Below are 11,419 nucleotides of genomic sequence, written 5' to 3'. Positions count from 1 at the left end.
GCCGGTTACCGGGCAGAGCGATGTGAACTCGGGCGCGGCGAAGCGCACCATATAGAGACCCTTGCGCGGGTTGGGTACATAATCGAGGATCGCTTCCTCGGGCGTGGCCGGAAGCGTGCTGGTCTGGCCGAGATGGAGCGGTTTGGACATGCGGCGCCCTTAGCGAAGCGCTGGCGGGATCGCCATATCTGTATGAAAATTACAAATATGGGCATCAGGAACAAATATACTTGCCATACATTCCCGTGATACGTAACTAAGCGACGCCTCCCCAGGCGTGTCGATTCGTTGAGTGAAGGCGTGGCGCTCTGTCGCGTTCGTTTGAGGAGGTTATGATGGACATGCTGGTTTCGACCGAATGGCTTGCGGGCGAGCTCGGAGCGAATGATCTCCGCGTCGTCGACGCGACCTATTTCGCGCTCGATGCCGGGCGGGATGCGCAGGGCGAATATGAGGCGCGCCACCTTCCCGGAGCCGTGTTTCTCGACCTCGGCAATCTCAAGGACGATACGTCCAGCCTGCCGTCGATGCTGCCGAGCGCGGAGAAGTTCGCCAGCCGCATGCAGTCGCTGGGCCTCGGTGACGGCAGCCGGATCGTGCTCTACGACAACAGCCCGCATCGCACCGCCGCGCGCGCCTGGTTCATGTTCCGCATGTTCGGCGTCAATCAGGTCGCGATCCTCGACGGCGGCATCGCCAAGTGGATCGCCGAACGCCGCCCGGTCGAGCAGGGTAAGGTGGCGCTGCGCCATCGCCACTTCACCGTCTGGCGCGATCCCGCCCCGGTGCGCGATCTGGCGCAGATGAAGGCCAATCTGGCGAGCGGCGCCGAGCAGGTCCTCGACGCGCGTGGTGCCAAGCGCTTCACCGGCGAGGAGGTCGATCCGCGCGGTCTGGCGGCGGGCCATATCCCGGGCTCGCGCAACCTGCCCTATGAGCGGCTGTTCAATGAGGATGGCACCTTCAAGGACAAGGCCGAGCTGCGCGCCGAGTTCGACGCCGCCGGCGTCGACTGGAATAAGCCGATGATCACCACCTGCGGCTCGGGCATCACCGCTGCGGTCCTCCTGTTCGCCGCCGCTCTGCTCGGTAAGGAAGACGTGGCGCTCTATGACGGCTCGTGGAGCGAGTGGGGCTTGCTCCCGGACACGGAAAAGGCGATCGGTCCTGCGTGAACGCAGGTGATCGCGACAGGTTGAAGACGGGAACCCGGCTGGCGACGGCCGGGCGACCGCATGGCGAACGGCGGACCATCGTCAACACGCCGGTCTGGCGCGCCTCCACCATATTGTTCGACAGCGTCGCCGAACTGCGCGCCGCGACCCGCAAGCCCGATGACGGCCTGTTCTACGGCCGGCGCGGCACGCCCAGCCAATGGTCGCTGGCCGAGGCTCTGACCGAACTGGAGCCGGGAGCGGGGGGCACGTTGCTCTACCCGTCGGGCGTGGCGGCAATCGCGGCCACGCTGCTCGCGCTGCTGTCGCCCGGCGACGAACTGCTGATGGTCGACAGCGCCTATGAACCCACCCGCGCGCTGTGCGGCGGACTGCTGCGGCGCATGGGCATACGCACCCGTTTCTACGATCCAGGCATCGGCGCGGGCATTGCCGAGCTGATCGGCCCCGACACGAAACTAATCTTCCTCGAGAGCCCCGGCAGCCTGACCTTCGAGGTGCAGGACGTGCCGGCGATCGTCGGCGTGGCGCGGGATAAGGGCCTGCTTACCGCGATCGACAACACCTGGGCGACGCCGCTGCTGTTCCCGGCGCTGTCGCACGGCGTCGATGTGTCGATCCTCGCCTGCACCAAATATGTGGTCGGCCATTCGGACGCGATGATGGGATCGGCGACCGCCACGCCCGCGCTCTACCCGCGCCTGCGGCAGGCCGCGACCGCGCTGGGGCAGAGCATCAGCCCCGACGACGCCTTTCTGGCCCTGCGTGGTCTGCGCACGCTCGAGGTCCGGCTGCCCCGGCATGAGGAGAGCGCGCTGCGGGTGGCGCGATGGCTGGCGGAGCAACCGCAGGTCGCGCGCGTCCTGCATCCGGCCCTGCCCGATTGTCCCGGTCACGCGCTCTGGGTCCGCGATTTTGCCGGCGCCTCGGGGCTGTTCAGTTTCATGCTGCGCGGGGGCGACGAAGCCGCCCGCGCCGCGCTGATCGACGGGCTGCGCCATTTCGGCATCGGCTTTTCCTGGGGCGGCTTTGAAAGCCTCGCCCTGCCGGTCGATCCGCAGTCCTTGCGCACCGCCACGTCCTGGCAGGCGGAGGGGCCGCTCGTGCGGTTGCACATCGGCCTGGAAGACCCCGACGATCTGATCGAGGATCTGCGGCTGGGTCTCGAACGCTTCGCGGCGGCGGTCGGCTGACCGCTACACGCCCGTTCAGATGATAACGGGCGACAGGGTGGAGCGGATGCGGCCGGCGATGTCCTGCAGTGCGGTGTCGAGCGCAGCGATGGCGGCCTGGCTGCCATGGGGCGAGCGGGTGTCGCGCGCCGCAACCGCGTTCAGGCCCATGGCGGCGATCAGTTCGGCTTCGCGCAGCAGCGCGTCGATCCGTCGCCGTGTCACCGGATGCGCGCCGGCATAGGCTTCGGTCAGGGTGGAGAGCAGGCCCGACACGCCCTCGCGCGCGGCGATGTCGGTCGAGCGGCCGAGCGTGCGGTCGAGCAGTTCGAAGCAATGCTGGGCGGTCGCGGGCGTCCCTGTATTGATCCGTATCGCGCGTTCGAGCATGCTGGCCTCCGCCCTTTGTCCGTCGGCGACGATGGGCAGAAATGCTTAATATCCGGTCAACCCTGCCCGCTCCGCCCACTGCGGAAAGCCGTAATCGGGCGTCAGGCGGTGCCAGCGTGGGATCGGCTCGCCTCGACCAGCCGGCGGGTGATCTCGTGTCGAGGCGCATCGACCAGCTCCGCAGCCGGGCCTTGCTCGACGATCCGGCCGCGATCCATCACGACGATCCGGTGACACAGGCGGCGGGCGACCGCGAGGTCGTGGGTGATCATCAAAATGGCAAGGCCGCGTTCGCGCTGGAGCGTGCCGAGCAGGTCGAGGATCGTGCCCGCCACAAGCACGTCGAGCGCCGAGGTCGCCTCGTCGAGCAGCAGCATCGCTGGATCGGGGCCGAGCGCGCGGGCGATCGCCACGCGCTGCGCCTGTCCGCCCGAAAGTGCCGAGGGGCGCCGGTCCGCGAGGTCAGGCGACAGGCCCGTTTCCGTCAACACCGCGCCCACGCGTTGGTCGATCGCAGCCCGGTCGAGATCGGGGCGCAGGCGGCGCAGCGGTTCCGCGATGATCTCGCGCACCGTCCACAGCGGATCGAGGCTGGCGACCGGGTCCTGAAACACCGGCTGTAACCCCGCCCGGTCGCGCGGGCGCATCGCTTCACGCTCGGGGAGGGGGGCTTCGCGCCAGCGCACCTCGCCCGCGTCGATCGGGCCGAGCCGGGCGATGGCACGGGCGAAGGTCGACTTGCCCGATCCCGAGCCGCCGACGATCGCGACCGTTTCGCCTTCGGCCACGCCGATCGAGAGGCTGTCGACCGCTTGCAGGCGACCGCCCCGCCAGCCGGGCTTGCGGAAGGAAACCGAGACGTCGCGTGCCTCCAGCAGCGGCGCTCCGACCGGCCCGAGCGCGGGCGGCGGCTGGTCGAGCCGGGGGCTCGCTGCGACCAGCGCGCGCGCATAGGCCGTGATCGGCGCGTCGACGACCGATCGGGTCGGCCCGGTCTCGACGATGCGGCCATGCTCCATCACCGCGACGGCATCGGCATGGTCGGATACCGCCGCGAGGTCATGGCTGACGAGCAGCAGCGCCATGCCCTCCTCGCGGCAGAGGCGGCTGAGCAGCGCCATGATCTCGGCGCGCAGGATCGCGTCCAGCGCGGTGGTCGGCTCGTCCGCCACGAGCAGCTTCGGCCGATGGACGATCGCCATCGCGATCAGCGCGCGCTGCCGCTGTCCCCCGGACAGGCGGTGCGGATATTGGTCGAGCCGCTCGCCCGGCCGGTCGAGCCCGACGCGTTCGAGCGCCGCCTCCATTGCCGCCCGCGAGGGGCGCGCCGCACCGGCCTGGGTCCATGCCTCGCGCAATTGGGCGCCGATCGTCATGTGCGGGGTCAGTGCGGTCAGCGGCTGCTGGAACACGAAGCCAACCTGGGTGCCGCGTATCCGCCGCAACTGGCGCTCGGGCAGACCGATCAGCTCCTCGCCCGCCAGCAGGAAGGCGCCGGAGGCCCTGCCCACCGACAAGCCGAAGGGGGCGAGGCAGGTCTGGCTCTTGCCCGACCCCGAGGCGCCGACCAGCGCAAGGCTGCGGCCCGCCTCCAGCATGAAGTCGAGGCCATGCACGACCGGCCGTCCCGCGATTTCGACCGAAAGGTTGCGGGCGACGAGCAGGCTCATCCGACGAACCGGTCGCGCAGGCGTTCGCCGATGCGCGTGAGGCTGAGCAGCAGGGCAACGAGCACGAGGGCGGGCAGCAGCATCGCATGGGGGGCGATGTCCATGTCGTCGACCCCGTCCTTCAGCAATATGCCGAGCGAGGTCATCGGTTCCTGCACGCCCAGACCCAGGAAGGAGAGGAAGCTCTCGATCATCACCACCTGCGGGATGGTCAGCAGCAGATAGGCGATGGCGACGCCGGCAAGGTTGGGCAGCATGTGGCGCAGGACGATCGCGACCGGCGGCGTGCCGGCCGCCTCGGCCGCGATCACGAAGGGGCGTTCGCGCAGGGCGAGCATCTGTCCGCGCACGACGCGCGCCATTGTCAGCCACTCGACCGCGCCGATGCCGAGGAACACGAGCAGGATCGATCGCCCCAACAGCACCATAAGCAGGATCACGACGAACATGAAGGGCAGCGCATAGAGGGCGTCGACGATCCGCATCATCGCCTCGTCAGTGCGTCCGCCTTTCCAGCCGGCAATGGCGCCCCAGCCGACGCCGATGATCAGCGAAACGAGCGCCGCCGCCAGCGCGACCCCCAGGGTGACGCGCGCGCCGATCAGCGTGCGGGCGAGCAGGTCGCGACCGACGCTGTCGGTGCCGAGCAGATGGCCCGGAGACAGCGGTGCGGCGCGGACCGCCGCCCAGTCGATGGCGTCATAGCGCCACTCGACCAGCCAGGGGCCGACGAGGGCTGCGAGCAGGATCAGCGCGACGATCGCTAGCGGCCCGCGCATCAGCCGCGTGTCCGGGGATCGAGCCAGCCATAAGCGAGGTCGGCCAGCAGGTTGAACAGGATGATGAGGGCTGCGTAGAGAGTGACGACTCCCATCACGAGCGGATAGTCGCGGTTGAGCGCTCCCTGGACGAAGTAACGGCCAAGGCCGGGCAGGGCGAACACCGTCTCGATCACCACCGCACCGGTCAGCAGGCCCGCTGCCGCCGGGCCGAGATAGGAGGCCACCGGCACCAGCGCGGGCCGGAGCGCGTGGACGAACAGGACGTGGCGCTCGCCGAAACCCCGCGCGCGGGCCATGCGGACATGGTCCTGCGCCAGCACCTGGGCGAGGCCGGCGCGGGCCAGCTTGGCGATGGCGCCAGAGGTCGGCAGCGCCAGCGCGATCACGGGCAGGACGAGGTGCGGGACATCGCCGTCGCCCCACCCCGACACCGGAAGCCATCCGGCCCACAGCCCGAGAAGCAGGACCAGCAACGGGCCGACGACGAAGGAGGGGAGGGCGGTGAGCAGCGTGGCGATCAGCATGAGGACGCGGTCGGTGCGGCTAGCCGCCCGGACGGCGGCGGCCATGCCCGCCAGCAGACCGATCAGCAGCGCGAGGACAAGGGCGAGGCCGCCGAGCGTCAGCGACACGGGCAGCCCGCGCGCGATCAGGTCGGTGACGGTGAAGTCGCGATAGACGAGCGAAGGCCCGAAATCGCCATGGAGCAGCCGCCAGACATAGACTCCGACCTGGACGTGCAGCGGCTCGTTGAGGCCATAGGCCGCCATCAGCGCATCGCGCGTCTGCGGGTCGAGCGGGCGCTCGCCGTCGAAGGGACCGCCGGGCGCGAGGCGCATCAGCAGGAAGGACAGGATGATGACGGCGGCGAGCGTCGGCAGCGCCGTCAACAGGCGGCGCCGGATCAGCTCCAGCATATCAGGATCGCCGGCTGGACGGGAGCGACCCGGCCGCAGCCGGGTCATCCCTGATCAGACGAGGCGTCTGGCCCGTCAGTTGCCGAGCGAGACGCTGGCCGTGTCGTTGGTCGTCGCGGCCGCAGCGAGGATGGTGCGGGTGGTGTTGCCCTTGTCTACGGTCGACTGGCTGATCTCACCGACCGAGGAGCGGATGCCGGGCTCGGGCACGGTCTTGGTCAGGCCGATGATGTCCTTCTCGGTCTGGCTCTTGGGTGCCTGGGTGTTGCCGAACAGCGCCGAGAGCGCCTGCTGGCTCGAATCGGCCTCCTGCGGGCGCGAGGCGCCCGGCTTCGGCGGGACCAGCGCGAAATCGGGCGGGATGGTCAGCGGCGCGCGCTTCGACACCGCGAAGGCATCGAGATTGGACGAGCGGCCGGCCATCACGCCGGGGCGGTCTCCGCGGCTGCACGCCGCGAGCAGGGTCATCGCGACCAGTGCCGAACCCAGAAGCAACTTAGACCGCATCGATATTCTCCGAACCGTCCCGGGACTCGCGCGCGAACAGCGCACGCGCGACCAGGATCACTACGCCAATGGTAATCGCGGCATCCGCGACATTGAAGACCAAAAAGGGATGCCAGTCGCCGATATGCGGATCGAGAAAGTCGGCAACATAGCCGAGCCGTGTCCGATCCGCGATATTCCCCACCGCACCGCCAAGGACGAGCCCCAGCGCCGCGACGTCGATCCGCGCCGTCTCGCGCCACAGCCAGACGATCACGCCGATCGCGATGGCCGAGGTCAGCCCGACGAGAATCCACCGCTCGGCGTTCGATCCGGCGACGAGGAAGCCCATCGAGATGCCGTAATTCTCGACCCAGCGCAGGTCGAAGAAGGGCATGATCGGGATCAGCCCGCGCTGCGGCAGGGCGAGCGGACCCATGATCAGCGCTTTGCTGATCTGGTCTGCAAGCAGGACGAGGACGGCGACGATCAACCCGAAGGCCCGATGGCGTCGCCCGAGGGCGTCAGCCATGGACCACCGTCTCGCACCGGTCGCACAGCGCGCCTTCGGTCGTCACTTCGGGCAGATGCCGCCAGCAGCGGCCGCATTTCTCGGCCTCGGTCTTGGCGACCTCAAAGGCGATCGGGTCGGATCCGGCGGCCAGTTCGGCGGCAGCCGGATCGCCGTCGACGACCTCGACCTTGGCTACGATCGCGATCTCGGCGAAGTCGACCGAACGGAGCAGCGCGGCCTCGGCCGGATCATAGCTGACCGCGGTCACGTCGACTTCCAGGCTCGATCCGATAACCTTCTCGCGCCGCAGCGGCTCGATCTGGCCGGTGAGCTTCAGGCGATAGCGGCGCAGCAGCTCCCACCGCATGCGCAGGTCTTCGTCGCGCCAGCCGACGTCGACTTCGGGCCAGGTCAGCAGGTGGACCGACCCGGCGTCCGGATAGCGCGTCGTCCACACTTCCTCGGCGGTGAAGCAGAGAATCGGCGCTGCGTAGCGCACCAGCGCGTGGAACAGGGTGTCGAGGACGGTACGATAGGCCCGGCGTTTCAGGTCCGACGAGGCGTCGCAGTAGAGCGAGTCCTTGCGGATATCGAAGAAGAAGGCCGACAGGTCGTTGTTCGCGAAATCGCTCAGCGCGCGGGCGTAGCGGTTGAACTCGAACGCGGCGGTCGCCTCGCGCAGTTCCGCGTCGAGCGACGCGAGCAGGTTTAGGACGTAGCGCTCCAGCTCGGGCATGTCCGCCGGGGCGACACGCTCCGACTCGTCGAAGCCTTCGAGCGCGCCGAGCAGATAGCGGAAGGTGTTGCGCAGCTTGCGATAGGCGTCCGAAGTGCCGGCGAGGATTTCCTTGCCGATGCGGACGTCTTCGAAATAGTCGGTCGAGGCGACCCACAGGCGCAGGATGTCGGCGCCGCTCTCGTTGATGATCTTGAGCGGGTCGACGACATTGCCGACGCTCTTCGACATCTTGCGGCCCTGTCCGTCGAGCGCGAAACCGTGGGTCAGCACCGCGTCATAGGGCGCCCGGCCGCGCGTGCCGGCGCTTTCGAGCAGCGACGACTGGAACCAGCCGCGATGCTGGTCCGAGCCTTCGAGATAGAGGTTGGCGCGGGTGCCGGCGCCGTAGCGCGCCTCGACGGTGAAGACGTGGGTGCAGCCCGAATCGAACCAGACGTCGAGGATGTCGTTGACCGGCTCATAATCGGCGGCGTCGTAGTCGGCGCCGAGCAACTGCTGATGGTCGGCGGTGAACCAGGCATCGGCACCGCCGGCCTTGAACGCCTCGACGATGCGGGCGTTGACCGCCGTGTCGCGCAGATAGTCGCCGGTCTTGCGGTCGACATAGAGCGCGATCGGCACGCCCCAGGCGCGCTGGCGGCTGATCACCCAGTCGGGGCGACCCGCGACCATCGCATGGATGCGGTTGCGCGCCTTCTCGGGCACCCAGCGCGTCCGCTCGATCGCATCGAGCGCGGTTTCACGGAGCGTGGCGGCGTTGCTCTGGCTAAGCCCCTCCCCTTCAGGGGAGGGGGTGGGGTGGGGGCCACTCTCCCCACCAACGCCCGACTCTGCGAGACCCTGAGGCCCCACCCCAGACCCCTCCCCTGAAGGGGAGGGGCTCAGGCTGCGGTCCATCGGGATGAACCATTGCGGGGTGCAGCGGAAGATCACCTTGGCCTTGGAGCGCCAGCTGTGCGGATAGCTGTGCTTGAAGTCGGCGCTGGCGGCGAGCAGCGCGCTGGCTTCGTGCAGGTCGGTGCAGATCGGGCCGTCGGGCGCGGTGAACTTGGCGTTGATCACCGAGCCCTGGCCGCCGAGCCACGCCCAGTCGGCGCGGTACTTGCCGTCGCCCTCGACCGCGAACACCGGCTCGATGCCATGCGCCTTGCACAGGAAGAAGTCGTCCTCGCCATGGTCGGGCGCCATATGGACGAGGCCGGTACCCGCATCGGTCGTGACGAAGTCGCCGGGGAGCAGCGGGCGGGGCTTGGCGAAGAAACCGCCAAGCTCGTGCATCGGGTGGCGCGCGATGCTGCCGGCGAGGTCGGATCCCATGCCGCGCCAAAACTCAGCGTGCGAGGTGAATCCGAGGCGCTTGCTTACCGCCTCCAACAGTTGAGCGGCTATCAGAAGCTTCTTGTTGGCGACATTCGCACCGTTCTCGAACGATGTATCGCTGAGGGTTTTGCCCCAGCCAGCTTCGATCAGAACATATTCAACCTCAGGCCCATAGGCGAGCGCCTGGTTGACAGGGATCGTCCACGGGGTCGTCGTCCAGATCACCGCATGGGCGCCGATCAGTTCGGGGATGGGGCTCTCGACGATCTCGAACGCCACGTCGATCTGGGTCGAGGTGATGTCCTCATATTCGACTTCGGCATCGGCCAGCGCCGTCTTCTCGACCGGAGACCACATCACCGGCTTGGCGCCGCGATAGAGCTGGCCGCTCTCGGCGAACTTCAGCAGCTCTCCGACGATTGCCGCCTCGGCGTCATACTTCATCGTCAGATAGGGATCGTCCCAGTCGCCGTCGACGCCCAGCCGCTTGAACTGCTCGCGCTGCACCGACACCCATTTCTCGGCATAGGCGCGGCATTCGGCGCGGAACTGGACCGGGTCGACCTCGTCCTTGTTCAGCTTCTTGGCGCGATAGGCTTCCTCGACCTTCCACTCGATCGGCAGGCCGTGGCAGTCCCAGCCGGGGACATAGGGTGCGTCCTTGCCGAGCAGCGACTGGCTGCGGACGATGATGTCCTTCAGCACCTTGTTCATCGCATGGCCCATGTGGATGTCGCCATTGGCGTAGGGCGGGCCGTCGTGGAGAATGAAGCGCTCGCTGCCTGCGCGCGTCTTGCGCAGCGTCCCGTACAGGTCCTCTGCCGCCCAGCGGGCGAGGATCGCGGGTTCCTTCTGGGCGAGGCCGGCCTTCATCGGGAAGTCGGTCTTCGGCAGGAAGACGGTGGTGCGATAGTCGGGTGCTGCGTCGGTCATTCGAAGATCTGTTCCACAGGCCGCCGGTCAGGCGCGGCGCCGAGACGGTCTCGGCAGCGTCGGACAGGATCGGGGTTTGCGGGCAGGCCCTACGCGACCGGGCTGGACGCGGCAAGTATCCGCTTGGCTTCGGCGCAGTCGCGGTCCATCTGCGCGGTCAGCGCCTCGAGGCTGTCGAACTTCGCTTCGGGCCGGATATAGGCGATCAGCTCGATCTCGATCGGCTGGTCGTAGAGGCTTTCGGCGAAGTCGAAGAAGAAGACCTCGAGCAGCTCCTTGGGCGGGTCGAAGGTCGGGCGGATGCCGACATTGGCCGCGCCATCGATCACGCGCCCGTCGGGCAGGCGACCGCGCACCGCATAGATGCCGTAGCGCGGGCGCAGATAGCGATCGAGCGCGATGTTCGCGGTCGGATAGCCGATCGTGCGTCCCACCTTGTCGCCATGCTGGACGGTGCCGGCGATGCGGAAGGGGCGGGTCAGAAGGCGCGCGGCCTCCTGCGGATCGCCCTCGGTCAGCGCGGCGCGGATGCGGCTCGACGAGATCGGCCCCTTGTCGTCGCTGACCGGGCCGATCGCGGCGGTGGTCATGCCGTGGCGCGCGCCGATCTCGGACAGTATCGCGACATTGCCCGAGCGGCCCTTGCCGAAGGTGAAATCCTCGCCGGTCACGACATGGGCCGCGCCTGCGCGGCCGATCAGCAGGTCGGAGACGAACTCCTCGGGGGTGAGACTGGCGAGCGTCCCGTCGAAGCGGAACACCAGCATCGCGTCGGCACCCGCCTCGGCGAACAGACCGGCGCGCTGTTCGAGCGTGGTCAGCCGGAAGGGCGGTGCGTCGGGACGGAAGAAGCGGACCGGGTGCGGATCGAAGCTGGCGACGAGCACCGGACGTCCGGTCGCGCGGCCATGCGCGATCGCCGCGCCGACGACCGCCTGATGCCCCCTGTGGAAGCCGTCGAAATTGCCTAGGGCCACCACGCCCCCGCGCAGATGCGCGGGCACGGGGCGGTCGCATGTCAGCCGCTCCATGCGCCGCCTATAGAAAGGGGCGGACGCCCGCGCAATCAGCGCCTGACCAACGTCACGAAAGTGTAGGCCGGCCGTCCGCCCTCGGCGGGATGCGCCTCGCGCGCGGCTTCGGCCCAGAGAGCGGGATCAAAGGGCGGGACGATCGTATCGCCCTCCGGCTCCAGGTCGACCTCGGTCAGCTCGATCCGGTCGGCGTGGTCGAGCGTCAGCGCATAGATCTCGGCGCCGCCGACGACCGACAGGCGTGGGGCGTCGCCTGCCGCCGCGATCGCTTCCTCCACGCTGTGGAC

Annotated in this window: 11 protein-coding genes and 1 pseudogene; 2 read left to right on the top strand and 10 right to left on the bottom strand. The window is 68.5% G+C overall.

Translation table 11 applies throughout. The features are described from left to right. Positions 1 to 150: pseudogene (locus KAY22_RS18995) on the bottom strand (NADPH-dependent 7-cyano-7-deazaguanine reductase QueF); the annotation flags it as partial. Positions 151 to 335: 185 nt separating this feature from the next. Between KAY22_RS18995 and sseA the strand changes: the two are divergent. Together sseA and metC are read left to right on the top strand one after the other, a co-directional pair. After that, the gene (gene sseA / locus KAY22_RS18990) at positions 336 to 1,175 is read left to right on the top strand and encodes a 3-mercaptopyruvate sulfurtransferase (RefSeq protein ID WP_296624845.1); all 840 of its coding nucleotides are present in this window, start codon (positions 336 to 338) and stop codon (positions 1,173 to 1,175) included. 20 nt (positions 1,176 to 1,195) lie between these two features. After that, positions 1,196 to 2,368, top strand: a complete 1,173-nt coding sequence (gene metC, locus KAY22_RS18985) for a cystathionine beta-lyase (RefSeq protein WP_296624844.1) — start codon at positions 1,196 to 1,198, stop codon at positions 2,366 to 2,368. Between the two features lie 15 nt (positions 2,369 to 2,383). Here metC and KAY22_RS18980 read toward each other — a convergent pair whose 3' ends face one another. The 9 genes from KAY22_RS18980 to KAY22_RS18940 form a co-directional block, all read right to left on the bottom strand. Beyond that, a complete protein-coding gene (locus KAY22_RS18980) occupies positions 2,384 to 2,737 on the bottom strand; it encodes a hypothetical protein (RefSeq protein WP_296624843.1) in 354 nt (117 codons plus the stop codon). 101 nt (positions 2,738 to 2,838) lie between these two features. Continuing rightward, positions 2,839 to 4,407, bottom strand: coding sequence for an ABC transporter ATP-binding protein (locus KAY22_RS18975; protein ID WP_296624842.1), 1,569 nt, complete (start codon positions 4,405 to 4,407; stop codon positions 2,839 to 2,841). Next, positions 4,404 to 5,186: an ABC transporter permease subunit gene (locus KAY22_RS18970; RefSeq protein WP_296624841.1), complete on the bottom strand. Its 783-nt coding sequence runs from the start codon at positions 5,184 to 5,186 to the stop codon at positions 4,404 to 4,406. The genes KAY22_RS18975 and KAY22_RS18970 overlap by 4 nt, the downstream gene beginning before the upstream one ends. Then, positions 5,186 to 6,106, bottom strand: coding sequence for an ABC transporter permease (locus KAY22_RS18965; protein WP_296624840.1), 921 nt, complete (start codon positions 6,104 to 6,106; stop codon positions 5,186 to 5,188). The genes KAY22_RS18970 and KAY22_RS18965 overlap by 1 nt, the downstream gene beginning before the upstream one ends. 75 nt (positions 6,107 to 6,181) lie before the next feature. Continuing rightward, on the bottom strand, positions 6,182 to 6,613 hold the full coding sequence (locus KAY22_RS18960; RefSeq protein WP_165324122.1) for a DUF3035 domain-containing protein: 432 nt from the start codon (positions 6,611 to 6,613) through the stop codon (positions 6,182 to 6,184). Then, on the bottom strand, positions 6,603 to 7,124 hold the full coding sequence (gene lspA, locus KAY22_RS18955; RefSeq protein WP_296624839.1) for a signal peptidase II: 522 nt from the start codon (positions 7,122 to 7,124) through the stop codon (positions 6,603 to 6,605). Before lspA ends, KAY22_RS18960 begins: the two co-directional genes overlap by 11 nt. Then, entirely contained in the window at positions 7,117 to 10,098 is a 2,982-nt protein-coding gene (gene ileS / locus KAY22_RS18950) for an isoleucine--tRNA ligase (RefSeq protein WP_296624838.1), read from the bottom strand. The genes lspA and ileS overlap by 8 nt, the downstream gene beginning before the upstream one ends. An 89-nt stretch (positions 10,099 to 10,187) precedes the next feature. Next, complete coding sequence (locus KAY22_RS18945; protein WP_296624837.1) at positions 10,188 to 11,129, bottom strand: bifunctional riboflavin kinase/FAD synthetase; 942 nt, start codon at positions 11,127 to 11,129, stop codon at positions 10,188 to 10,190. A gap of 35 nt (positions 11,130 to 11,164) precedes the next feature. After that, on the bottom strand, positions 11,165 to 11,419 hold a 255-nt coding region (locus KAY22_RS18940), incomplete at its 5' end, for a dihydrofolate reductase (protein ID WP_296624836.1).

It is taken from the genome of Rhizorhabdus sp., assembly GCF_018006725.1.
Classification (GTDB): domain Bacteria; phylum Pseudomonadota; class Alphaproteobacteria; order Sphingomonadales; family Sphingomonadaceae; genus Rhizorhabdus.
Note: the sequence above shows the minus strand (reverse complement) of the source record. Positions and strands in the feature narration are given on the sequence as shown.

Excerpts from the sequence above, each read along its gene's own strand:
- ileS (WP_296624838.1), bottom strand. The coding sequence starts at position 10,098 with ATGACCGACGCAGCACCCGACTATCGCACCACCGTCTTCCTGCCGAAG.
- lspA (WP_296624839.1), bottom strand. The coding sequence starts at position 7,124 with ATGGCTGACGCCCTCGGGCGACGCCATCGGGCCTTCGGGTTGATCGTC.
- KAY22_RS18965 (WP_296624840.1), bottom strand. The coding sequence starts at position 6,106 with ATGCTGGAGCTGATCCGGCGCCGCCTGTTGACGGCGCTGCCGACGCTC.
- KAY22_RS18945 (WP_296624837.1), bottom strand. The coding sequence starts at position 11,129 with ATGGAGCGGCTGACATGCGACCGCCCCGTGCCCGCGCATCTGCGCGGG.
- KAY22_RS18975 (WP_296624842.1), bottom strand. The coding sequence starts at position 4,407 with ATGAGCCTGCTCGTCGCCCGCAACCTTTCGGTCGAAATCGCGGGACGG.
- KAY22_RS18980 (WP_296624843.1), bottom strand. The coding sequence starts at position 2,737 with ATGCTCGAACGCGCGATACGGATCAATACAGGGACGCCCGCGACCGCC.
- KAY22_RS18960 (WP_165324122.1), bottom strand. The coding sequence starts at position 6,613 with ATGCGGTCTAAGTTGCTTCTGGGTTCGGCACTGGTCGCGATGACCCTG.
- KAY22_RS18970 (WP_296624841.1), bottom strand. The coding sequence starts at position 5,186 with ATGCGCGGGCCGCTAGCGATCGTCGCGCTGATCCTGCTCGCAGCCCTC.
- sseA (WP_296624845.1), top strand. The coding sequence starts at position 336 with ATGGACATGCTGGTTTCGACCGAATGGCTTGCGGGCGAGCTCGGAGCG.